Below are 23,505 nucleotides of genomic sequence, written 5' to 3' on the forward strand. Positions count from 1 at the left end.
GAGCCCAAGCGAATTGCCGGTTTCGCGATTCCCCGATAGAGCGCCGCCGCGACGCCCTCTGGCCTGCTTATCTAGGAAGACCGTTCCATGACCGCAATAATCGACATGCACGCGCGCCAGATCATCGACAGCCGCGGCAATCCCACAGTCGAGGTCGAAGTGATGCTGGAGGAAGGATCGTTCGGCCGCGCCGCGGTGCCGTCCGGGGCATCGACCGGCGCGCACGAAGCGGTTGAGTTGCGCGACGGCGACAAGAGCCGCTGGGGCGGCAAGGGCGTGCAGAAGGCAGTCGATGCGGTCAACGGCGAGATCGCCGACGCGATCCTGGGGATCGATGCCGAAGACCAGGCCGAGGTCGACGCTGCGATGATCGCGCTCGACGGCACGCCCAACAAGAGCCGGCTTGGCGCCAACGCGATCTTGGGGGTGAGCCTCGCCACCGCCAAGGCAGCCGCCGATGCGCGCGGTTTGCCGCTCTATCGCTATGTCGGCGGAGTCGGTGCGCACGTACTGCCGGTGCCGATGATGAACATCATCAACGGCGGAGAACATGCCGACAACCCGATCGATTTCCAGGAATTCATGATCGTGCCAGTCGGTGCGGCCAATCTGTTCGACGCGGTGCGCTGCGGGTCGGAGATATTCCACACGCTCAAGAAGATGCTCCACGAGCAAGGCCTGTCGACCGGAGTCGGCGACGAAGGCGGGTTTGCGCCTGACATCGCCAACACCACCGACGCGCTCGATTTCATTATGCGCGCGATCGAGGGGGCGGGGTACGCGCCCGGCGACGATGTGATGCTCGCGCTCGACCCGGCGTCGACCGAGTTCTTCGAAAGCGGCAAATATAATATTTCCGCCGAGAACAAGGTGCTCAGCCCCGCGGAGATGGCCGGTTATTATTCCGATCTCGTCGATCGCTATCCGATCTTCTCGATCGAAGACGGCATGGCCGAGGACGATTTCGAAGGCTGGAAGGCGCTGACCGAAGCGATCGGCGAAAAGGTGCAGTTGGTCGGGGACGATCTCTTCGTGACTAACCCCAGGCGCTTGGCCGACGGTATCGCCAAGGGGCTGGGCAATTCGATCCTGATCAAAGTCAACCAGATCGGCACGCTCACCGAGACACTGGCGGCGGTCAGTTTGGCGCAGCGATCGGGCTACACCGCCGTGATGAGCCACCGATCAGGTGAGACCGAGGATTCGACGATTGCTGACCTCGCGGTCGCGACCAATTGCGGGCAGATCAAGACCGGCAGCGTCGCGCGGTCGGACCGGCTGGCGAAGTACAATCAGCTGATCCGGATTGAGGAAGAATTGGGCGATGTCGCGGTCTACGCGGGACGCGCCGTACTGCGGAAATAGTCCCCCTCCCTCGCAGGGAGGGGCGCGAGGATCGGACTCGCTTCACCGCATTGCAGATTCGACTCACCTTTTATGGTTAATTTTCAGCTTGCTCGACGAGTCGGCTTGCGCGAGAAGTCATTTCCGACATGTCGCGTTCGCAGACCACTTTCCGTAACGTATTCCGCCGCGCCGCTTTGCCCGCGCTCGCGCTCGGATTCATAGCGTTCTTCGGCATCTATGCGGTGGTCGGGTCGAACGGCGCGCTCGCTTATGGCGATTATCAGCGCATGCTTGCACGCCAGCAGATGCACCTCGTTCAGCTCAAGAACCAGCAGGCGGTGCTCGCCAATCGAGTCCGTTTGCTCGATCCGAACAAGGTCGATCCCGACATTGCCGACGAGCTCACCCGCAAGCAGCTCAACGTCGTCAACCCGAACGAGGTTGTCGTTCCCCTCAAGTAAGTGATGCGGTGCGCCGAGTTCGATCCGCCGCCATCGTCTTGCCGCCCCCACTGGCGCGCGCCTTCGCAATCTGGCAGCACGCGCTCACAAAATCGCGGAGAGTGGGATGAAGGGTAAGCTGTTGAGCGCGGTCGCCTGCGTGGCGCTGGCATCGTGCATGTCGTCGACGTCGACCGACAACACCACGAGGGTGACCAATACGACGGTGTCGACGACCACGAACAGCGTGCCGTGGGCGCAGTTCCGCGATGGCTTCATCAACGGCGTGTTCAAGCTCGACCCGGCGTTCGCGGTGTACGAGGGCAAGCACGAATATGACGGCGGCATCCCCGACTGGAGCCCCGCTGGGCTGAAGGCGCAGAGCGATTTCTACCGCAAGGCGATCACCGACGCGCAATCCTATGACAAATCGAAAATGTCGAAGCAGGACGCGTTCGAACGCGACTATCTGATCCAGGTCGCGCGCGGAAAATTGTTCTGGCTCGACGATGCCGACCAGCCGCACAACAATCCGGCTTATTATGTCGGCGGCGGACTCGACCCCAACACGTATATCGCGCGGCCCTATGCCGATGCGAAGACGCGGATGCAGGCGATCATCAAGTTCTTCCGCCAGATCCCTTCGGCCGCTGCCAACATTCGCACCAACTTGAAAACGCCGATGCCACTGAGCTTCGTCAACTACGGCGTTGCCGGGTTCAAGGGCTTCGCCGACTATTACACCGGCGACGCCAAAAAGGCATTTGCGGGGGTCAAGGATAAGGCGCTGCAAAAGGATTTCGCCGACGCCTCGGCCGCGGCTTCGAAGGCGATGGCCGAGCTCGCGACCTGGCTCGAAGGGCAGAAAGGCAGCGCGACTCAGGACTTCGCGCTCGGCGCCGACAAGTTCCAGCGGATGCTGCTCGAGACCGAAGGGGTCGACACCCCGCTCGACCAGCTCGAAGCGGCGGGCAAGGCCGATCTCGCCAAGAACCAAGCGTCGCTCAAGGACGCGTGCGCCAAGTTCGCGCCGGGCAAGAGCATCGAGGCGTGCGTCGGCAAGATGAGCGCGAACAAGCCTGCGGGGAATGACCCGGTCGCGGAGGCGCGCCGCCAGATCCCAATGCTTCGCGCGTTCGTGATCGCGCACGACATCGTCTCGATCCCGGGCACCGAACAGGCGCTGGTCGAGGAAAGTCCGCCCTATAACCGGCAGAACTCGGCCTATATCGATCCGCCGGGGCCGTTCGATAAGGGCATCCCGTCCGTCTATTACATCTCGCCGCCCGACCCGAGCTGGTCGAAACAGAAACAGGTCGGCTTCGTGCCGGGAAAGATGGACCTGCTGTTCACCTCGGTCCACGAAGTAATGCCTGGGCATTTCGTCCAGTTCCTCCACGCCAACCGCTCGCCGTCGCTCTTCGGCCAGCTGTTCGTCGGTTACGCGTTCGCCGAGGGCTGGGCGCATTATGCCGAGGAGATGATGTGGGATGCGGGGCTCGGTAACGGCGATCCCGAGACGCATATCGGCGAGCTCAGCAACGCCCTGCTCCGCGATTGCCGGTTCCTGTCGGCGATCGGGATGCATGCGAAAGGGATGAGCCAGGCGGACTCGTTCAAGATGTTCCGCGAGCAATGCTACCAAGACGAAGGCAATGCCGACCAGCAGGCGGCGCGCGGGACTTACGATCCCGCCTATCTCAACTACACGCTAGGCAAGCTGATGATCCGCCGGCTGCGCGATGACTGGATCGCAACGCGAGGCGGACGAAAGGCGTGGAAGGCGTTCCACGACGAGTTCCTGTCTTTCGGCGGCCCGCCGATCCCGCTGGTCCGCGCGGCGATGATGGGCGGCGACGCGAAGGCAGTATTTTAGGCTGGCTTGGCCCTCCGCGTGCGGGAGAGGGAGGGGGCCCCGCCGCGCAGCGGTGGGAGGGTGAGGGCCTTCTTCTTTTTAAGCGCCGTCCGCTTGCAAGAAGAAAGAAGACCCTCACCCAACCCTCTCCCGCAAGCGGGAGAGGGCTATCGCCAGCCTATCGCGTCGTCTTGAGGGTCGGCACATCCCCCTGAACCTCGGTCCGGGTTGGGTTGCGGATCGAGGGGCGGAGGCGGGCGAGGCTGCACAGGCCGGCGATCACCGCGAGCCCGACCGCGACTAGCGGCGGCGTCCGCCCCGCACCGACGCCCAACGCGAGCAGCATCGCGACCAGCGTAGCGCCGGTCGTCTGTCCGCACAGTCGCACGGTCGAAATCAGGCCCCCCGCGGCGGCGGCGCGTTCACGCGGGGCGCTGCCGATGATCAGCCGCGCGTTGGGCGGCAGGAAGGTTCCGAACCCCGATCCGCACAGCGCCATGCGCCAGGCGATGTCGAAATAGCTTGGGTGCGCGGGCAGAAACGCGATCAGCAGCAGCGCGATGACGCTGATCGTCATGCCGACCCCACCAAGCAATCCGGCCGGGATTCGATCCGACAGCCAGCCCGCCATCGGCGCCACGATCATGTTGGTGAGCGGCCACGGCGCGATCGCCGCGCCGACCAGTGCCGCCGAATAGCCGAATTCGTGAGTCAGTCGGAACGGCGTCGACAGCAGCAACGTCATCGACGCGATGAACGCGGTGTAGGCGCCGATCACCGACAGCGCGATCACCGGGCGGCGAAGCAGGTCGAGCGGCAGGATCGGGTTCGCATCCTGCCTCTCGCGGCGCACGAAATAATAGCCGACCAGCACGCCGGTCGCGACGATCGCGGCCGAGACCACCGGGCTGTTGCCGTGGACTGCGCTCTCCGCGCCGCCGATCACCAGTCCGAACATCGCCGCGCACATCACCGCGCCGAGCACGTCGAAATGCGCGTGGCCCGGCCTGGGATTGGGCAGCGCGCGACCGAGCGCGAGGCTGACCAGCGCGAACGGGATGGCACAAGCGAATACCCACGGCCACGGCGCGATCGCCAGCACCAGCCCGCCGATCGTCGGGGCGGCGGCGGCCGAGCTCGACACGATCACCGAATTGATCCCGAGCCCGCGGCCGAGCTGCTTGACCGGATAAGTCTGGCGGATCAGGGCCGACGACACGCTGAGCGCGCCCGCCGCGCCGACCGCTTGCGCGCCGCGAACCACGAGCAGGAACGGCAGGCTCTTGGCGAAGAAGCACAATAATGTCGCGACGGTGAAGATCGTCTGGCCCACCTGATACATCCGCTTGAGCCCGATCCGCTCGCCAAGCCCCGCGAACGGCAGCAACAGCATCACCAGCATCAGCTGATAGACCGTGACGATCGCCACCACCGCGCTCGATCCGACGCCCAGGTCGCGCGCGATCGTGGGCAAGGCGACATTGGCGATGCCCCCGTCGATGATCACCAGCGCCGTCCCCGCGCACAACGCACCGATTGCCAGATAGCGGCGCGGCAGGGGCAGGCCGTCGTTCGTGACCTTGCGGGCCGCGTGGTCAGGGTCTGTCGCTGGTTTTGTGGTCGGTCGCCCCATGCCGGCCCAACCTGTCGCAGGTGTGGAGGTTCCGCGCCATCCATATTGGCGTGCGGCGGCCAGCGTGCTTTGATGTGGCAATGCTCAACCGAACGCTTCCCCACCTCTCGCTGATCGTCGCGACGTTGGCGCTGATCCTGTCGCCGATCGCCGATGCGGCGGCCGGCCCGCGCGCTTCGGTCGATCCGTTCATCGGCACGGGCGGGGAGGGGCATACCTTCCCCGGCGCGGTGGCGCCGTTCGGGATGGTCCAGCTGTCGCCCGACACCGACGTCGAATGCGTGATCCGCAAATGCTATGCGCACGCCGCGGGCTATCGCTACGAAGATCCGACGATCGCCGGGTTCAGCCACACGCATTTTTCCGGCGCGGGGCACTCGGACCTCGGCGACTTCCTCGTCATGCCGGTGTCGGGCGACGTCGTTCCGATGGAACCGGCCGATCCGGCCAAGCCCGGCAGCGGCTATCGCTCGCGGTTCAGCCACGCCGACGAGGTTGCCAGCCCCGGTTACTACGCCGTGACGCTGACCGATCCGGGGGTTCGCGCCGAGATGACCGCGGGGACTCGCGTCGGGGTTCACCGCTACACCTTCGGGCGCGACAAGGCTGCGCATCTGGTGCTCGATCTGCGCACCAGCATGTACAATTATCCGGGCAAGGTGTCGTGGTCGTCGATCAGGCTGCGGCCCGACGGCACGATCACCGGCGGGCGCGAGACTCGCGGCTGGGCGCCGGGGCGCAAATTGTTCTTCGCGATGCGCTTCTCGCGGCCGCTGACCGGGCACGACTTCGAGAACCGCGAGACCGACGTGCCCTATCGCGGGTTCAAGGGGCCGGGGCGGAGCGGAAGCGACATCGCCGAGCTCAAAGGGCGTGCTTTGGTTGCTCGGCTCGACTTCGGGCGCTTGGCTGCGCCGCTCGAGGTTAAGGTCGCGCTCTCCACGGTCGACGAGGACGGCGCCATCGCCAATCTAGCGAGCGAGCCCGGCGGGTTCGACGCAGTGCGCGCGAGGACCGAGCGGGCGTGGGACCAGGCGCTCGGCGCGGTCGACATCCAGGCCGCGCCCGACATGCGGCGATCGGTCTACACCGCGCTCTATCACGCATTGATGGCGCCGAGCGTGCTCTCCGATGCCGACGGTCGCTATCGCGGACCCGACGATCAGGTTCACCGCGCAATCGGCTTCACCTTCCGCTCGACCTTTTCGCTGTGGGACACGTTCCGCGCCGAGCATCCGCTGCTGACGATCGTCCAGCCCGCCTCCACGACCACCGACGTCGTCCGCTCGCTGATAGCGAGCCAGGCGGAGAGCCCGTACGGCATCTTGCCCGTTTGGCAGTTCCAGGGGCAGGAAACCTGGACGATGATCGGCTATCACGCGGTGCCGGTGATCGCGGATGCGTACCTGAAGGGCATCAAGGGGTTCGACGCGAACAAAGCGCTCGACGCCATGGTCGCGACTGCAACCTACGCGCCGTACGGTGGCCTCGGCGATTACATGAAGCTCGGCTACGTTCCGATCGACCGCGAGCCCGAGGCGGCGTCGAAGACGGTCGAGTACGCCTATGACGACTGGACGATCGCGCGGATGGCGAAAGCGTTAGGGAGGACGGATGTCGCGGCGACATTCGAGAAGCGCGCGGCCTATTGGCGCAACAGCTTCGACGCCGCGACCGGCTGGCTGCGCGCGCGCAAGGCCGATGGCAGCTTCCGCACCCCATTCGATCCTACGGCGATCAACTACGGATCGGATTATACCGAGGGCAACGCCTGGCAATATTCGTGGTTCATGCCGCACGACGAGGGCGGGCTGATCAAGCTGCTCGGCGGCGATGCCGCGACGATCGCCAAGCTCGACGCGATGTTCGATTTCGACAATTCGAAGCTCGATTATTCGAAGTCGGAGGACATCGCCGGGCTGATCGGTCAGTATATTCACGGCAACGAGCCGAGCCACCACGTCGCGTATCTGTACGATTACGCGGGCGCGCCGTGGCGGACTCAGGCGCGATTGAAGCAGATCGTCGACAGCCAGTACAAACCGCGCCCCGACGGGCTGTCTGGCAATGACGACCTCGGCCAGATGTCGGCGTGGCTGGTGTTCACCGCGCTCGGTTTCTACCCCGTCGCGCCGGGGAGCGGGCAGTATGTGATCGGGCGACCGTTCGTCGATCGGGCGAGCATTCGATTGCCCAACGGCAAGCGCTTTACCGTGGTTGCCGACGGCATGAGCGAGGCCAACCGCTACGTAGCTTCGGTGACGCTCAACGGTCGCCCGCTGACTCGCGTGTACATCACGCATGACGAGATCGAGCGCGGCGGCGCGTTGCGTTTCACGATGAGCGCGACGCCGAACAAGGCATGGGGCACGAGCGTCGCGGCGCGGCCATATTCGATGAGCGCGTACTAAAGCAGCGGGTTGCTGCATCGCAGCATAGGCATTATCTTCCGCGGCATGTACCTGACCGAAAAGCCCGAGCCGATGCCGAGCGGCGCCACGCCGACCGTGCTCCAGGCGATCGTCGCCAAGCGCTGCATCGCGGCGACGTACAATCGCGACGCGGTGATCCTTGCGCCGCACGTGCTGTTCACCAAGCACGACGCGCTGCACGTCGGCGGCGTAACGCTGGAGCGCGGCGGGCAGGTGCCGAAGGAATACAAGATGGGCGTGTTCAAGCTCGATGGTCTGGGAGAGATCGCGATCACCGATCGTCCGTTCCAGACCAGCGAATTGTGGGATGCCCGCGACGAACGCTTCGCCGCCGCGTTGATTGCGGTCGAGGGCTGAGCCGGGCGTCCAATTCTTACAAGTCGATCGCGCGTCCCTGGCGTAATCCTGCCGCCGGGGGGCCATGCACGCATCGACCGCCATCGCCGGACACGAGCATGACGGGCACGGGCTCACCGTGGCCGAATGTCCGCGCTGTGGCCTCGACGGGGAGGGCAATCGCGAGGCCTTCGACTGTCCGCGCTGCGCGACGATCGGGGCGGGGCGATATTGCAGCACGTGCGGATCCGAGCTTGAGCGCGGCCACGTCGCGTGGCGGACGATACGCGCGCTATTCGGGCCGTTTTTCGAATATTTCGAGCATATCCGCTGGCTGATCCGTCCCGGGCAACTGGCGCACGAGGTTCGTAGCGGGCGCTTTACGGGCGTCGAGCTGATCGGGTTCTGGGTCGCTGCGGTGCTCGTCACTGGCTTGATCGAGGCGTTCCTGCCGGTCGCCGAGGGCGAGCATTTCGAGATGCCGATCCTGCTCGAGGCGGTCCAGGCACTTTTGCTGATGGCGCGCATGGTGATCGTGTTCGCGCCCGCGCATCTGTTGCTTCGGATCGGCCATCGCGACGTCACCATCCGCCAGTATCTGCTGATGACGCTGACGACCGGAGCCTTGCTCTATCCGTGGATCAAGGTCTCGCAGGACGTCATCGCACAGCGGCTGCCGGGCGAGGCGACGTGGTGGACGATGCCGTTTTCGGTGACATTCTACAGCATCGCCTTTGCGGCGCTTTATCGGCGGCGGATCCGGACCGCGCTGCCGATCTTCGCGGCCTATGTGCTGGCGTTCGCGGGAATGCTCGTCGGCCTTCTGTTGGTGGTCGCGCAGGTGGTTCACAAGCCGGCGCTGCCGCCGGTTCCTATCGCGAAGGCGAAGCGGTGAGCGGCGGCGGCGCCAGCGCGGCGGGCTGCGCACGGTGCGGGTTCGACTCGGCGGTCGATGGCGGGCCGGTGCCGTGTCCGCGTTGCGAAGCGGTCGCGGTGGGGAAATATTGCGGCAGTTGCGGCGCCGAACTCGAAAACGGCCATGTCGCAAGGCGCGCGATGCGGTCGCTGTTCGAGCCGGTCGCCGAATATATCGAGCACGCGCGATCGCTGGTCCGGCCGAGCCACCTGATCCACGAGATCCGCGAGCGCCGCTTCACCGTCGTCGAGCTGATCGGCTTCTGGGTCGCCGCGATCCTGATCGGCTCGCTGGTGATGACGGTCCTGCCGATCAAGCATGCCGAGGGCGAGCATTTCGCGCCGCCGATCCTGACCGAAGCGATTCAGGCGATCGGCGTGATGGTGCTCGTCACGATCTGCTACGCGCCGCTCCACCTGATGCTCCGGATCAAGCGCCGCGACGTGACGATCCGCCATTTTCTGATGACGATGCTGACGGTGATGGCGCTGGTCTTTCCGTGGCTTGCGCTGTTCGAGGGGATCGTGTTTGCGCTGCGACTGCCGGGCGACCCGAACAATTGGGGCTGGATCGTGCTGATGCCGGTAATGGCGATGTCGCTCGCGGAGCTTTACCACCGCCATGTCGCGATCGTGGTGGCGACGATCATAGGGTATTTCACGCTGCTGTTCGCGATCCTGTTCGCGCTGGTGCTCGTCGCGGCGCTCGTCGCGCACAAGCCAATCGGCGCGTCGGACAAACCAGGCGCCACCGCCGCCGGCCGCACATAGCGCGATCGATCGGGCATTTCGCGTCCGACCCGGGCGTGGCAAAGCGGCGTCATGAGTGACCATCCTACGCCCGCGCCGCCGGTTCGCATCTGGCCGTTGCTCGCCCTGCTTGCCGCGTCGCTGACCGCGCTTGGTGGGTATCTCGCGGACGAGCTGATCGAGGGCACCAGCTGGGCGATCGATCCAACGATCCTGCTGGGATTGCGCACCCCTGGCGATCTCAGCCGCCCGATCGGCCCGGCCTGGCTCCAGCAATCCGCGGTCGACATATCGGCCCTCGGCGGGTTCACGTTGATGTGGCTGTTCGGGATCGCCGGGCTGATCTGGCTGCTTGCGATCCGAAAGCGTGCGGAAGCCGGATGGATCGCCGCGTCGATGATCGGCAGCGCGGTGATCGACGCGCTGCTCAAGCATTGGATCGGCCGCCCGCGCCCGACGCTCGTCCCGCACCTCGTCCAGGTCGAGAATGCCAGCTTTCCGAGCGGCCATGCGATGACCTCGGCCGCGGTGTATCTGACGCTCGCACTGATGCTGGCGGAGGGGGTGCAAAGCCGCGCCGGGCGGCTGGCTCTGGTCGGCTTCTCCGCAGCCCTGGTCGTGCTGATCGGGTGCAGCCGAGTCTATCTCGGTGTGCATTGGCCGAGCGACGTGCTCGGCGGCTGGTGCTTCGGCGCGGCGTGGGCGCTCGCGGTGTTCGCGGCCAATCGCTGGTGGCGGCGGCACAGCGCGGCGCGCTAACGACTCGCAACAAGCATCCGATCCGGAACGACTTGGCCCAATCATGGTTGAAGGTGCGAAACAATCGCGGAGACCAAGATGCCCGACAAACAGGATGCGATCGCGCTGCTCAAGGCCGACCACCGCACCGTCGAGGAGCTGTTCGAAAAGTTCGAAAAGGCTTCGGGCGACGGCGCCAAGGAGAAGATCGCCAAGCGCATCTGCCTTGAGCTGACCGTCCACACGATGCTGGAGGAGGAAATCTTCTACCCGGCGTGCGAGGGCAAGGTCGAGGAGGACGACCTGAAGGAAGCCTATGTCGAGCATGACGGCGCCAAGGTGCTGATCGCCGAGATCGAGGCGGGCGGTCCCGACGACGAATATTACGACGCCAAGGTCAAGGTGCTGTCCGAGGAGATCGAGCACCACGTCAAGGAAGAGGAAGCGCGGATGGAGGGCATCTTCAGCCAGGCGCGCAAGGCCGGGCTCGACATGGATGCGCTCGGCGACCAGTTGCGCGCGCGCAAGGAAGAATTGGTGACCAGGTTCGAGGCCGAAGGGCTGCCCAAGCCCGAGACCACGACGTTCACCGAAGCGACCGTCTGAGCGCACGCGCAACCCGCGCTAAAATCGGGGGCGGCTCGCGAGCCGCCCCCTTTTTCATGCGCGATCAGCGGCGGCAGATGCGCACCCAGCGATGGTGACGGCGCTCGTTATGGCACCGGTTGCCCCAGCCGTTGCCCCAGCCGTTATGCCGGCCGCGGTTCCAGTCGCGGCGATCGTCGCGGCGGTCCATCCGGCGGTCTTCGCGGCGATCCATCCGGCGATCACGGTCGTCGCGACGATCTTCACGGCGATCCATGCGGGTGTCCTGCGGCGCCGAAATGCCCGGCGCGTTGCCCGCGGAAGGGGCGGCGATGGCGGGCGCCGCGCCCATCAGCATGGCGGCCAGGCCGGCCGTGATCATGATGCGTTTCATGTTTTCATCCTCTCGAGCCCGGAATAGGGCCGCGCCGACGATACGATCCTGCAACGACATGGTTCCTGAACGGCCCAGTCGGGCGGCATACAGGTTGGCGCGCGGCCAAGGTCACACCAACGTCACGCTATCAGCGTCGGCGGGCGAGCCGGCGCGTCAGCGGCGAAAGTCACGAAAGTCACGGGACGTCGGCGGCGGAATCGGACGAACCGAGGAAATCGGCGAGCGCGGCGGCGCTATCGTGCTGGCCGGGCCGCCAGTTCCTGAGCGCGGCGATCAGCAAGCTATTGTCGTAGCGCCGCCGCTCGCCGACCTGCACGCCGCGATAGAAGACCGGCACCTTTTCACCCTCGAACGCGCGCTCGATCGCGGTGTCGCGCGCCACCGCGCCGCCCCGATCGACGGCGGCATCCCAAGCCGCGCGAAAGCTTTCCGCCCCGGCGCGAGCGCGCAAGCGATAGGCGGACTTGGGCGTCATCCCGACCGCCCGCGCCGCCGCCCCGACGAGGCCGCACTGGCCGAGCGCATCGATGAAGTCGCGCTGCCGCGCCGGGGTCCAGCCGTCGTGGCGTTTCGAGGCGGTGGGGACGGAGTCGAACGGGATCGGACCGAGATCGGGCGCGGGGTGCATCGACCAGCTTAGATCAGACGCAATCCTACATTGGAAGATAATTCTGCGGTATGCTGTCTGGGAGGATTATCACCGATGGCGATCAAGGTGCACCTGAGCTTCGCGGTTCATCCCGGCGCATGGCTGCGCGCGGAGATGGTCGAGCCGCATGGCCTGTCGGTCACCGACGCGGCGGCGAAGCTGCGCGTGACTCGGCGCGCGATGGCAATTTGCGGCGCGGCCGCGCCGGCCTGTCGGCGGAAATAGCGATCCGGTTCGACCAGGCATTCGGGGTGAGCGCCGACACGCTGACGCGGATGCAGGCGGCGCATGACTTGGTACCGGTGCGGGCGAAGGGGGAGGTGATTGGGATGGAGTGGGTGGCGGCTTAGTCGCGAAATTTGTGCACTGTCACGTAATTCCACCGTAATTCCGTAATTCCGTAATTCCCGTAATTCCGTAATTCCCGTCACCGTGATTCCCGATAAGACGCTTCGCCAAATATAAGCCCCACGATGGCCACGAACCATTAGCTTGACCGTTGCTCCTGAAGTGCGTCAGTTATCGCGGGGCTTTCGCTTATGAGCGGTACGGCGAACAAAACGGAGGGGTCAGTGGACGAAGGACTGATTGTTCTAGGCCTGGTACTGGCTGCGATAGCCGCCGCAATTTACTTTTTTTATCAAGCATTTGGAATGCTCGGGTTTTTTGCGATTGCTGCCTCTATCGTGGGATGGAAAGTTTACAAACACCAGCGGGAAGAAGCGCGTAAGCGCGAAGCGATTCGTCAGGCCGAGCAGCGCGAGGAAGAACGACAGGCACAAATTCGAGAGAATCAACGGCAGCAGCATTTGCGAGAACAAAGTGATTTGAAGAGTAGAATTGGCAGTTGCCGTGAAGGCGCGGTGATAATATATCATGAATTGCCAGGGTTTTTATTGAAAGTTGAAGAAAGCCTAGACAAAGCTGAAAATAACTTCAGCGATAAAGCGTTTTCACCGTTTTGGCAGGCTATTGAAGACGCTTTAACTCATTTATCACAAGTCGATAAAAGCCTAAATAACATAAACTGGCAATCCGAGTACTATGTCGAACTATGTTCGTCATATGAGCAGTCCGAATCACCGTTTCCAATTGTAAAGGTGGATACTGTCAGGGTTCGAAAATCGTCCATGCTAGCAGAAGATCGAATGCAGACGATTGTCGCTAAGGCACAGAGAGTTTATGAATTTTCCACTATTTATGAACAAAGACGAACAACATCGGTTCTAATCAGTGGTTTCGCAAATTTGGGTCAAGCGATAAACGGGCTAAGAGCCCAAATCGAACATTCCTTTGATCAATTATCCTCGCAACTAGAAAGCATGGAGTCCGGAATGAAAGGCCGCCATTCCGAACTTATCGGAACGATCGAGTCTGCGTCTAGGGCACAAGTAGAGGCAATGGAAAGCGTATCTTCGGAGATTAACAAATACACAGATGTCTCTAACGCGGCCTCTGAGAGAGCGAGTAACCAACGTGCCGAGATTGCCGGAGAACAAGCTAAGATGGCGGAGCGCCAGTTGGCTATGTTAGACAATATGCAGCGCAAAAGAAAACCGATCGACTGGGAGCGTGGTAATCGAAGGTTTTAGAATTGATCGATCACGAATTTAATTTTGTAGAAGTCGGTGTAATAGCTCTAAAGCCTATTGTCTTTGCTCATTGTTCCTTGAGATGGAGAAAATCAGCCACTCGCGCCGAATGAAAAAAAGAGCGCGAAGGGCGTACGGAAGTTGTAGCTTAGACGATAGTCCCACCGTCACAAAACTATCGATCACCCGCTTCCGGCCAGCCGTTTCGAAATCGATCTCGATCTTGTTGCTCTCGATCTCGGCGATCTCGCCATAGCCGAACTTCTGGTGGAACACGCGCTCTCACTGCCGAGCTGTACTAGTGGTCGAGTCACGGCGCCATAAGCGACAGCTGAAACGCGGGACCCGCCGCGGCGGGCAGCGGTGCGACCGCGGCTCCCGCTGCCTTTGCCGCATCGGCGACCGCGAGCGCGCGGCGTTGCGGGAGGGTCGGGTGATCGGGCGGATCCCCCTTGGGGAGGCCGGGGATGCCCAGCGCGGGGCTGTTCCAGCGGCTCGCCGCCCAGGCGGACAGCGCGACCGCTTGCTTCGTGGCATCGTCGAGCGTGTCGGCGTCGCCGGCAAAGCTGATCACCGGGAGCGGCTGGAGTGGCGGCACGATCGTCACGGTCCATCCACCGGCCGATGCGCGCACGCGGTCTTCGAGCGAGCGATAGGTGGCGAGGGTCGCGCCGGGTAGTGCGACCGAGCGCGCCTCGATCCGTTGGTTGCCGCGATCCAGCGTGACCTGATCGGTCGCAACGCCGGCGGTGACGGCGACGAGTTGAACCAAGGCAGCGACCTTACGGTCGACCTCGGTCGTGTCGGTCGCCTGGAGCTCGGTCTTCTGCGCCTCCAGCGTGCTGGCGCCCGGATCGAGCAGCACTTCGTCGAGCTGGAGCGTGACCGAGCGGCCGAGCTTCTTTTGGAGCGCGGTCCTGACCTCGGGCGCCGGCACGGCGCGGGCGCGGGGGGCGATCACCACGGCGCGCACCGCGATCGGCGCGGCTTCGAAGTCGACGTCGAGCTGAGTCACGCGCGCTTGCGATCCAAATTCGTCCGACAGGAACGCCCGGACGCTCGATACCGTATAGGCCTCGCGCGCGATCTGGGTCAGCGAGAAGCCCAACGGCACCGCCATCGCGACGAAGACGAGCACCAGCACGACCGTCTGCAGCCAGCCTTGCTGGCTCGAGAGGTTGTGCCCGAAACCATAGAAGCGTGCCATGACCATCGACGACAGCGCGATCGTCACGAAGTTGGTCACATACAGCGCCAGCGATCCCGCCAGCACGGGCACGTTCCACGTCGCGAGGCCATATCCCACCACCGCGAGCGGCGGCATCAGCGCAGTGGCGATCGCGACCCCGACGATCGTCTCGCCGCGCCCGCGAATCACCGCGAACGTGCCGGCCAGCGCGGCGAACAGAGCGACTGCGAGATCGAACAGATTGGGGCGCGTGCGCGACAGGATCTCGGCGGTCGGCGCCTTCAGCGGCGAGAGCAGGACGATCAGCGCGGTGAACAGCACCGCCGCCGCCGATCCGATCGCCAGCGCGATCAGCGAACGGCGCAGCTCGGCATAATCGAACAGCGTCAGGCTGAAGCCGAGCCCGAGGATCGGGTTCATCAGCGGCGAGATCAGCATCGCGCCGATCACCACCGCCGGCGACGACAGCAACAGCCCGAGCACCGCGATCCCCGCGGACATCATCACCATGAACGCGTAGCGCGGAGTCCAGCCGCTTTCCCCGATGATCCGGTCGACGACCTCTTCGTGATCGACGCTGCCGACGATCGTCATGCGCCACCAGCGATAGAGCATGAAATGCTCGAACCGGGCGTCGCCGTCGGCGGCTGGCGCGGACGCGCTTGAGGATACGGGCGAGTCGATGGGCTTGCTCCTAAGCGATGGTCACGAAGCTATCCATCACTCGCTTGCGCCCGGCCGCCTCGAAATCGATCTCGAGCTTGTTGCCCTCGATCCCGGCAATCTCGCCATAGCCGAACTTCTGGTGGAACACGCGCATTCCGGTGCTCAGATCGTCGCGGCCCTTGTTGCCGAGGCTGATCGCGCTCGCCCGCGCTTCGACCACGCGCGGGGCTTCGCGGGTGAAGGTTCGGTTGGTGAAGGCGCCGCCGGGCTTCGCGAAGTCGACCCCCGCCGCGCGTTGCCAGCCCGGGCCGCGGCCGGTGCCGCGCGCGACGTCGGCGAACGGGTCGGCGCGTTCGCTCCAGTTGGCGCGCCACAGGCTTTCGCCGCCCGACATGCTGGTCTCGGTTTCGATATGCGCGTCGGGCAATTCGCCGACGAAGCGGCTGGGGATGCTCGACGTCCATTGGCCGTAGATGCGGCGGTTGGCGGCGTGGATAATGATCGCGCGGCGGCGGGCGCGAGTGATCGCGACGTAGGCGAGGCGGCGTTCCTCCTCGAGTGAGGCGAGCCCGCCTTCGTCGAGCGAGCGTTGGCTGGGGAACAGCCCTTCCTCCCATCCCACCAGGAACACGGTGTCGTATTCGAGCCCCTTGGCGGCGTGGATCGTCATGATCGTGACCTTGGCCTCATCGGCCTGCGCTTCGTTGTCCATCACGAGGGAGACGTGTTCGAGGAAAGCGCCGAGCGATTCATACTCCTCCATCGCGCGGACGAGTTCGGTGAGGTTTTCGAGGCGGCCCGCGGCTTCGGCCGATTTCTCGGCCTGGTACATCGCGGTGTAGCCGGATTCGTCGAGGATGATCCGGGCTAGGTCGGGGTGGGGGAGTTCGCCCGCCGCCTGGCGCCAGCGCGCAAGATCGCCGACCAGATTACCGAGCGCGCGGCGCGCTTGCGGGGTCAGTTCGTCGGTATCGAGGATTCGCGCGGCGGCGGTGGTGAGGGGGACGCCCTGCGCGCGGGCGAGCTGGTGGACCTTCGCCACGGCCTTGTCGCCCAGCCCGCGCTTGGGGACGTTGACAATTCGTTCGAAGGCGAGGTCGTCGGCGGGTTGCGCGACGACGCGCAGATACGCGAGCGCGTCGCGGATTTCGGCGCGTTCGTAGAAGCGGAAACCCCCGACGATTCGGTACGGCATGCCGATCGCGATGAAGCGGTCTTCGAACTCGCGCGTCTGGTGCTGCGCGCGGACCAGGATGGCGATGTCGTCGAGCGATTTTCCGGCCCGCTGGCAGCTTTCGATCTCGTCGCCGACTCGGCGCGCTTCCTCGGGGCCGTCCCACACGCCGAGCACCTTGACCTTCTCGCCCGCGTCGAGCTCGGTCCAGAGCTCCTTGCCAAGCCTACCGGCATTGTTGGCGATCACCGCGCCGGCGGCGGCGAGGATGTGGGGCGTTGAGCGGTAATTCTGTTCGAGTCGGACGATCTTGGCGCCCGGAAAATCCTTTTCGAACTTCAGGATGTTCTCGACCTGCGCGCCGCGCCACGAATAGATCGACTGGTCGTCGTCGCCGACGCAGCACAGGTTGCGGCGCTCCTGCGCGAGCAGGCGAAGCCAGAGATACTGGACGCTGTTGGTGTCCTGATACTCGTCGACCATGATGTATTTGAAGCGACGCTGATAGTCGGCGAGCACTTCGCGATGGGTGCGCAGGACGACGAGCATGTGGAGCAGCAAGTCGCCGAAATCGCACGCGTTGAGCGCCTTGAGCCGCGTTTGATATGCGGCGTAGAGCTCGCCGCCGCGGCCATTGGCGTAGCGCTCGCTCTCGCCCGCCTGGATGTCGGAGGGGACCAGCCCCTTGTTCTTCCACTCGTCGATCAGCCCGGCGAGACTCCGCGCGGGCCAGCGTTTCTCGTCGAGGTCGGCGGCGACGACGAGTTGCTTGAGCAGCCGCAACTGATCGTCGGTGTCGAGGATGGTGAAATTGGGGTGCAGCCCGGCCAGCTCGGCGTGGCGGCGCAGCATCTTCGCGCCGATCGCGTGGAAGGTGCCGAGCCACGGCATTCCCTCGACCGCCTCGCCGACGATCCCGCGCACGCGCTCGCGCATCTCGCGCGCCGCCTTGTTGGTGAAGGTGACGCTGAGGATTTCGGAGGGCCAGGCGCGGCGCGTGAACAGAAGGTGCGCGAGCCGAGCGGTCAGCGCCGCGGTCTTGCCGGTCCCCGCACCCGCCAGTACCAGCACCGGCCCTTCGGTGGTCAGCACCGCCTCGCGCTGCGGCGAGTTGAGTCCGCGCAGATACGGCGGATCGTCGGGGAGCGAAGCTGGCTGAGTCACGCGTGAACACTTAGGGAACGGGGCTGGCGCGGGCAACCGTCTGTCTAGGCATAAGTCGATCTGGCCGCGCTATGACCAGAGGCAAGAAACGCCGCGATCCGGACCTAATTTTGCTTGCCTTGCGACACGCAAGAATAGACTCTCGTGAAAACTCCACGAGGAGGCGCGCGTGCGGAAAACGAAGGTCGCAATGGTCGCGGGATTGGCTTTCACCTCCATAATAAGCTGCGCGCCGCGCTGGGCCGCTGCCGGGCCGCGAGAATCGGAGCAGGCGCGACTATGCCGAGACACAGGCGGGGTCTTGTCGACATTGGACCGCGCGGTCGGCGCACCCGCCATGCCGGATCGTGCCCTGCTAACGGCTGCGTTGGACAGCTATCGACAGCATGGCTGCACCGATGCCACACATCCGGTAATCGCGGTGGTCGATTTTGCGTTGCCGTCGGGTACGCCCAGAATGTGGCTTATCGACTTGCGCGACGCCTCCGGGATCAACGCTCCGATCTACGTCGCACACGGTAGCGGGTCGGTGGACGCCGCGCGTACCGAATTGGCGGTGCGCTTTGGCAATATCGAGGGCTCGAACATGTCTTCGCTCGGAGCCTACACCGTCGCCGAAACATATCGGGGCAAGCACGGCCGATCGATGAAGGTGGATGGGCTCGATGCGACGGACGACCGGGCACGCCCGCGACTGGTCGCGATCCACACCAGCGCGAAAGTGAAAGACGATTATGTCTCACCCGCAAAGTTGGCGAAGGACGGCAAGCTTGGGCTAAGCGAAGGATGTTTCGTAGTGATGGCCTCGGACTATCCGATGGTCGAGGCGCGCTTGGCCAATGGGGGTTTTCTCTATGCCGGGTTGTCGGCCTCGCGCTAGGCACCCTCAGGAGCGTGACGGCGATAGCGTGCGAGTGTTCAGGCGGGCTTGACGCACTCCAGCCCGTACATCGGACCGAACATGCCGGGATGGCGGAATTCGAATTCGGCCCAGTTGGCGAAGCTGCGCCGCCACGGGTCGCCGGGGAATTCGGCGCGATATTGCGCGGTGGCGGCGGCGTCGGGCAGGGTGAAATGGATCAGGTCGAGGCCCATGCTGGCGACCGCGGCCTCGATCCGGGGCACGTCGAACAAATCCTCGTGGACGTGGAGCAGCAGGTCGTAGACGCCGCCCGCGCTGAAGAAATCGGGCGAATCGTTGATGCCGACCACAGGATCGGCGATCAGCCGGGCGCGAGCCTCGCGGATCAAGTCGGCATCGACCGGGCGCTCCATCAGCTCGCCGAGTTGGCGCTGCGCGGCCGTCACCGCCAGCCGCGCGAGGCGGCTGTAGAGCATGACATGCATCCCGCCGCCCGGCTCGAGGACATCGACCAGCCCCGCCCACGCCGCTTCGGGGTCGGGCACGCAATGCAGCACGCCCGAGGTCGAGATGTAATCGAAGGTCTGGCCGAGCTCGGCGACGCGGTTGAGGTCGTGCTGGCGAAAGGTGATGTTGGAGAGCCCGGCGCAACGCTCGCGCGCGTAGGCGATCGAAGTGGCGCTCAGGTCGATCGCGGTGACGTGGCAGTCCGGCGCGGCAGACGCGACGATGTACGCTTCGCTTCCCGTGCCGCAGCCGGCGACCAGGATCTGCGCGTTTCGCGGCAGCTGCGGCGCGCCGGGACCGAGGCTGGCGAGGCGGCGGTTGATGTGACGCGGGGGGAGGGCATTGGCCCGCTGCCAGGTCGGGTACGGCCAGTCGGCATATTGCGCCGCGACCGCGCGCGTGATCGGCGCGACGAATGCGGGCGGAACATTGTGCGGTGGGGGCGGGGGCAGGTAGGCGAGTGCGAAGTCCGGAGCAGTGGCGAGCGCGGCGGCTTCGTCTGCGTCGAACGGCCAGCAGCCTTCGTTGAGCGCCGCTTGCGCGATCAACGCCGCGGCAGCGCGCGGATAATCCGCCGCACGCCCCTCGATCAGTAGCCAGCGCCGGATTGCGCTCGCCGCCGCCTCGGCCGCTGCGACGGTAACGTGAGTCTCCGACAGCAAGCCAAGTGCGAGCTCGTCGCCCTCCAGCCAGGACGCGGCGGCTTCGGGACTGTCGGGCACCGCGCCGCTCGCCAGGACGATATGCCACCCTGCACGCTCAACCTGGCGCGGATCGATCCGCAGGTCGCGGACGAGATCGGCGATCGCCCCACGGTGCTTGAGTTCAGCGAGATTCGGATCCTGCGCCAACAATTGCGCCAGCCGCGTGCGCACGCGCAGGTCGTCGCGCGCCTCATGATACGCCGCGAGCGTTCGGTCGAGTCGCTCGGGCAAGGTCGGCGGCGCGTTCACCGCACGACTGTGGCGGCGCGCTCCCGACCGCGCAAGCCAGGCGATTGCCGCCCGTCCGGGATTGGCGCATCATCGGGCATCGACAGGGGAAACTCCATGCGCCGCTTGCTTGCACTGATCACGCTCGCCTTGCTCGGCGCAGCGTCGCCCGCTCGGGTCGACATGGCCGCACGAATTTTGCCGCCGCCTGCCGCGCCGGGGAAGGCGGTGTTGCCGTTCGTCAAGGTCTCCGACGCGAAGACCGCTTTGGTCCATGTGCGCATCATCGACGGCACCGGGGCCGCGCCGCTCGACGATCGCACATTGCTGATCGACGGCGGCGAGATCGCCGGGATCGTAGGCGGGAATGATCCGGTGCCTGCAGGCTATCGCGCTATCGACGCGAGCGGCGACAGCGTGATGCCCGGCATCGTCGGGATGCACGATCACCAATATTACATCGCGCGGCCCAACCTCACGTCGGAGGGCCGGAGCGAGCCGCCGGTGATGGTCCCGCAAATGACCTTCACCTCGCCGCGCATGTATCTCGCGGCGGGCGTCACGACGCTGCGCACCACGGGATCGGTCGAGCCGTACACCGACCTCAACATGAAGGGCTTGATCGACGCCGGCACTTTGCCCGGCCCGCACATGGATGTGACCGGGCCGTATCTCGAAGGCGCTGGGTCGCCGTTCATGCAGATGCACGCATTGAAGGACGCTGCCGACGCGACGCGGACGGTCAATTTCTGGGCGGATCAGGGCGCGACGAGCTTCAAGGCGTACATGGACATCACGCGCGCCGAGCTGAAGGCGGCGATCGACGCGGCGCACGCACGCGGGCTCAAGCTGACCGGGCATCTCTGCTCGGTGACCTATCCCGAGGCGGTGGCGCTGGGGATCGACGATCTCGAACACGGCTTCTGGGTCAACACTCAGCTCGATCCCGGCAAGACCCCCGATACCTGTCCGCCGACGAGCGGCGGCCCGACGCTGACCGCGATGACGCCGGGCAGCGCCGAGGGGGCGGTGTTGATCAAGCTGCTCGTCGACCGGCACGTTGCGGTGACTTCGACCCTGCCGGTGTTCGAGGGCGCGTCGCCTGGCTATCGTACGCTGCCGCAGCGCCAGCTCGACTTGCTCAGCGTCGAAGCGCGCACCGACTATTTCTATGTCCGGTCTTTGACGGGTCAACGCCCGCCAGCCGCTGCGGCCGCGGCGGCGAAGCAATGGACCAACGAGCTGGCGATGGAGCGCGCGTTCGTTGCGGCCGGCGGCTTGCTCCTCGCGGGCCCCGATCCGACCGGCGGCGGGCAAGTGCTGCCCGGCTTCGGCGATCAGCGCGCGATCGAGTTGCTGGTCGAGGCGGGGTTCACGCCGGTCGAGGCGATCCGCATCGGCACGCTCAACGGCGCGATCTATATGGGAGTCGATGCGCGGATCGGTTCGATCGCGGCCGGCAAGGACGCCGACCTTGTGCTGGTCAAGGGCGATCCGTCGAAGCGCATCGCCGACATCGAGAATGTGGCGACCGTGTTCAAGGACGGGATCGGTTACGATCCGGCCGCGCTGCTGGCGTCGGTGCGGGGGCGGTATGGGGAGTATTGAGTGAAGCTCGCGCATCGCGCGACGACGTCTTTCGACCCAGAAGCGGACCGGACGGGCCGTATCCGAAATCCAAGGCGCGACCGATCGATGGGTGCGCGCGGAGTGATTTCTGGCCGCTATGATCTTGCGCGGCCTGCGGAAGTCCAACAGTATCAGTGCACTGATGACAGGGGGAGATAGCATGCCGCATTCCGTTCTAATGGGAATTGCGCTCCTCGGCGCGCTGGCGATTTCGCCCGTGGTCGCGCAAGATGCGCACCCCGACGCTGCTAAAGGGCTTGCCGAAGCTATTCACGCATATGGCGATGGCGACTGTCCGAAGGCTGTGTCACTGGCCTCCATCGTCATTGACAAGTCGGGCGCTGCGGCCGCCGAAGATGTATCTCAAGCGTATGATCTGGTTATCGACTGCGCATGGCAAGCGAAAGATTATGCAAAAGCTGTCGATTATGCGAACCGCGAAATGGCCCTCGACAATAGTTCGAACTTCGCCTGGCGGGTCCCCGTAATCGCAGATTTCAACGCGGGTCGATTTGCACCTGCGGTTGAAAAGATCGAGCACATGCTCGCCGCTGGTCGTGGTGGAGCATTGAACAGCTTCGACCCGGTCATTCTCATACAATTGCATGTCAGGCTCGAGCGCAGCGGCGATGCGGCCAACGATACGCGGTTGCTCGCGCTCCTCGCTAACCGCGCTTACGATCCCGACGACATTGTGGCGAAGATCGACAGTACCGGTGATTATCTGCGCGCGCTGTATGCCCGAAAGCTGATCGCTGCTGGGAAAAAGGACGAGGCGCGCGCACTGCTCGCTGATCTCCAAGGCTATAACGCGATGATCGAAGTCGCGTTTGATCCGGCCCTGCTGGCGTTGCGCGGCAAACCCGTCGATTTCCGCGCCGTGGTCGAGGCCGACCTGAAGCGACATCGCGGAATGATCGAGCTCTATCCAAAGTCCCTCGCCGCAATCAACGCCGTGGCGCGCGACCTCAATCTGCTCGGTCGTAGCGACGAAACGATCGTTATGCTCAAGACAGCCGTGGCCCGCGCCGCTGTTCCGGAAACCTTCGAAGATATTCAGGACAGGCTCCGCTGGACGTGGGATGCGCTGGCGGACGCCTATACGGCGACGGGCAAGTATGACGAGATGGTCGACGCCTATAACCAGGGGGTGCGTGGCCCGGGGGACAAGCTCCTCAACGTCGACCAGGCAATCAATCTGGCGGGCCGTCAGTACGGGTTCGGGCATGCAGCCGATGCGATCGCGACGCTCGATCAGATGGGAGAGAAGCCTGATCTTAGCCCATATGGGGCAATGCTGGTTCGCAAAATACGCGGGTGTTCCAATGCAGTGCTCGGGCGGCTTGACAAGGCTCGTGCCGAACTCGCGGAGGCAATCGTGCACGAACGTGATGCTCCGCCGGTCATTACTGAGTTGGAGCTATGCGTCGGGGATGAAGATGCCGCAGCCGCATCGCTTGTCAGGCGACTTGCTAATCCCGAGTCTCGGCGCGAAGCCATGCTGGCGGTGGCGGACTATGACGCCTCCGATCCTCGTTCTCCGAAAGGGCCATTCGCCGCCGCTTATGATCGAATACTCAAGCGCCCGGAGGTGGTGAGCGCGATGCGTGCTGCCGGTGGTCAGGTTCGCATCCACCTGCCCGCTTAGAATCTCATGAGCGGGAGGGCGCTTGGCGGGCAGAGCGCGCGCGCTCGTTCGGAACAGCAGCTTCC

General features: G+C 64.6%; 21 protein-coding genes. 14 read left to right on the forward strand and 7 right to left on the reverse strand.

What is annotated here, in order from left to right:
* Window positions 1–87: 87 nt before the first annotated feature.
* From eno to VH326_RS02410, 3 genes are all read left to right on the forward strand, one after another.
* Entirely contained in the window at window positions 88–1,365 is a 1,278-nt protein-coding gene (gene eno, locus VH326_RS02400; RefSeq protein ID WP_329630200.1) for a phosphopyruvate hydratase, read from the forward strand.
* A 128-nt stretch (window positions 1,366–1,493) separates the two neighbouring features.
* Window positions 1,494–1,808, forward strand: coding sequence for an FtsB family cell division protein (locus VH326_RS02405; RefSeq protein ID WP_329630201.1), 315 nt, complete (start codon window positions 1,494–1,496; stop codon window positions 1,806–1,808).
* A gap of 106 nt (window positions 1,809–1,914) precedes the next feature.
* Entirely contained in the window at window positions 1,915–3,663 is a 1,749-nt protein-coding gene (locus VH326_RS02410; RefSeq protein ID WP_329630202.1) for a DUF885 domain-containing protein, read from the forward strand.
* A gap of 157 nt (window positions 3,664–3,820) precedes the next feature.
* On the opposite strand, the gene VH326_RS02415 is transcribed toward VH326_RS02410, so the two are convergent.
* On the reverse strand, window positions 3,821–5,275 hold the full coding sequence (locus VH326_RS02415) for an MFS transporter (RefSeq protein WP_329630203.1): 1,455 nt from the start codon (window positions 5,273–5,275) through the stop codon (window positions 3,821–3,823).
* Between the two features lie 80 nt (window positions 5,276–5,355).
* On the opposite strand from VH326_RS02415, the gene VH326_RS02420 reads away from it, so the two are divergent.
* The 6 genes from VH326_RS02420 (at window position 5,356) to VH326_RS02445 (ending at window position 11,052) form a co-directional block, all read left to right on the forward strand.
* Window positions 5,356–7,686, forward strand: coding sequence for a GH92 family glycosyl hydrolase (locus VH326_RS02420; protein WP_329630204.1), 2,331 nt, complete (start codon window positions 5,356–5,358; stop codon window positions 7,684–7,686).
* A 45-nt stretch (window positions 7,687–7,731) separates the two neighbouring features.
* Entirely contained in the window at window positions 7,732–8,064 is a 333-nt protein-coding gene (locus VH326_RS02425) for a hypothetical protein (RefSeq protein ID WP_329630205.1), read from the forward strand.
* Window positions 8,065–8,128: 64 nt separating this feature from the next.
* Window positions 8,129–8,938 carry a hypothetical protein gene (locus tag VH326_RS02430; RefSeq protein WP_329630206.1) on the forward strand — a complete coding sequence of 270 codons (810 nt, stop codon included), beginning with the start codon at window positions 8,129–8,131 and terminating at the stop codon, window positions 8,936–8,938.
* Window positions 8,935–9,729 (forward strand): hypothetical protein, encoded by a 795-nt coding sequence (locus VH326_RS02435; protein ID WP_329630207.1) that lies wholly within the window; start codon window positions 8,935–8,937, stop codon window positions 9,727–9,729. The genes VH326_RS02430 and VH326_RS02435 overlap by 4 nt, the downstream gene beginning before the upstream one ends.
* A gap of 51 nt (window positions 9,730–9,780) precedes the next feature.
* Window positions 9,781–10,467 carry a phosphatase PAP2 family protein gene (locus VH326_RS02440; RefSeq protein WP_329630208.1) on the forward strand — a complete coding sequence of 229 codons (687 nt, stop codon included), beginning with the start codon at window positions 9,781–9,783 and terminating at the stop codon, window positions 10,465–10,467.
* A 78-nt stretch (window positions 10,468–10,545) separates the two neighbouring features.
* On the forward strand, window positions 10,546–11,052 hold the full coding sequence (locus VH326_RS02445; protein ID WP_329630209.1) for a hemerythrin domain-containing protein: 507 nt from the start codon (window positions 10,546–10,548) through the stop codon (window positions 11,050–11,052).
* A gap of 64 nt (window positions 11,053–11,116) precedes the next feature.
* Here VH326_RS02445 and VH326_RS02450 read toward each other — a convergent pair whose 3' ends face one another.
* Window positions 11,117–11,485, reverse strand: coding sequence for a hypothetical protein (locus VH326_RS02450; protein WP_329630210.1), 369 nt, complete (start codon window positions 11,483–11,485; stop codon window positions 11,117–11,119).
* 118 nt (window positions 11,486–11,603) lie between these two features.
* The gene (locus VH326_RS02455; RefSeq protein ID WP_329630211.1) at window positions 11,604–12,056 is read right to left on the reverse strand and encodes a hypothetical protein; all 453 of its coding nucleotides are present in this window, start codon (window positions 12,054–12,056) and stop codon (window positions 11,604–11,606) included.
* A 75-nt stretch (window positions 12,057–12,131) separates the two neighbouring features.
* Here VH326_RS02455 and VH326_RS02460 point away from each other — a divergent pair, with 75 nt between their 5' ends.
* Complete coding sequence (locus tag VH326_RS02460) at window positions 12,132–12,302, forward strand: hypothetical protein (protein WP_329630212.1); 171 nt, start codon at window positions 12,132–12,134, stop codon at window positions 12,300–12,302.
* A 347-nt stretch (window positions 12,303–12,649) separates the two neighbouring features.
* Window positions 12,650–13,669 (forward strand): hypothetical protein, encoded by a 1,020-nt coding sequence (locus VH326_RS02465; protein WP_329630213.1) that lies wholly within the window; start codon window positions 12,650–12,652, stop codon window positions 13,667–13,669.
* Window positions 13,670–13,723: 54 nt separating this feature from the next.
* Here the strand turns inward: VH326_RS02465 and VH326_RS02470 are convergent, their stop codons facing one another.
* From VH326_RS02470 to VH326_RS02480, 3 genes are all read right to left on the reverse strand, one after another.
* Window positions 13,724–13,945 carry a hypothetical protein gene (locus tag VH326_RS02470; RefSeq protein ID WP_329630214.1) on the reverse strand — a complete coding sequence of 74 codons (222 nt, stop codon included), beginning with the start codon at window positions 13,943–13,945 and terminating at the stop codon, window positions 13,724–13,726.
* A 34-nt stretch (window positions 13,946–13,979) separates the two neighbouring features.
* Window positions 13,980–15,473 (reverse strand): DUF389 domain-containing protein, encoded by a 1,494-nt coding sequence (locus tag VH326_RS02475; RefSeq protein WP_329630215.1) that lies wholly within the window; start codon window positions 15,471–15,473, stop codon window positions 13,980–13,982.
* A 79-nt stretch (window positions 15,474–15,552) separates the two neighbouring features.
* Window positions 15,553–17,862, reverse strand: coding sequence for an ATP-dependent helicase (locus VH326_RS02480; RefSeq protein ID WP_329630216.1), 2,310 nt, complete (start codon window positions 17,860–17,862; stop codon window positions 15,553–15,555).
* Window positions 17,863–18,199: 337 nt separating this feature from the next.
* Here VH326_RS02480 and VH326_RS02485 point away from each other — a divergent pair, with 337 nt between their 5' ends.
* On the forward strand, window positions 18,200–18,742 hold the full coding sequence (locus tag VH326_RS02485) for a murein L,D-transpeptidase catalytic domain-containing protein (RefSeq protein WP_329630217.1): 543 nt from the start codon (window positions 18,200–18,202) through the stop codon (window positions 18,740–18,742).
* Window positions 18,743–18,780: 38 nt separating this feature from the next.
* Here the strand turns inward: VH326_RS02485 and VH326_RS02490 are convergent, their stop codons facing one another.
* A complete protein-coding gene (locus VH326_RS02490) occupies window positions 18,781–20,184 on the reverse strand; it encodes a class I SAM-dependent methyltransferase (protein WP_329630218.1) in 1,404 nt (467 codons plus the stop codon).
* 96 nt (window positions 20,185–20,280) lie between these two features.
* On the opposite strand from VH326_RS02490, the gene VH326_RS02495 reads away from it, so the two are divergent.
* Together VH326_RS02495 and VH326_RS02500 are read left to right on the forward strand one after the other, a co-directional pair.
* Window positions 20,281–21,771 carry an amidohydrolase family protein gene (locus tag VH326_RS02495; protein WP_329630219.1) on the forward strand — a complete coding sequence of 497 codons (1,491 nt, stop codon included), beginning with the start codon at window positions 20,281–20,283 and terminating at the stop codon, window positions 21,769–21,771.
* A gap of 181 nt (window positions 21,772–21,952) precedes the next feature.
* Entirely contained in the window at window positions 21,953–23,440 is a 1,488-nt protein-coding gene (locus tag VH326_RS02500) for a hypothetical protein (protein ID WP_329630220.1), read from the forward strand.
* Window positions 23,441–23,505: the final 65 nt, after the last annotated feature.

It is taken from the genome of Sphingomonas sp. (assembly GCF_036269755.1).
Classification (GTDB): Bacteria; Pseudomonadota; Alphaproteobacteria; order Sphingomonadales; family Sphingomonadaceae; genus Sphingomonas.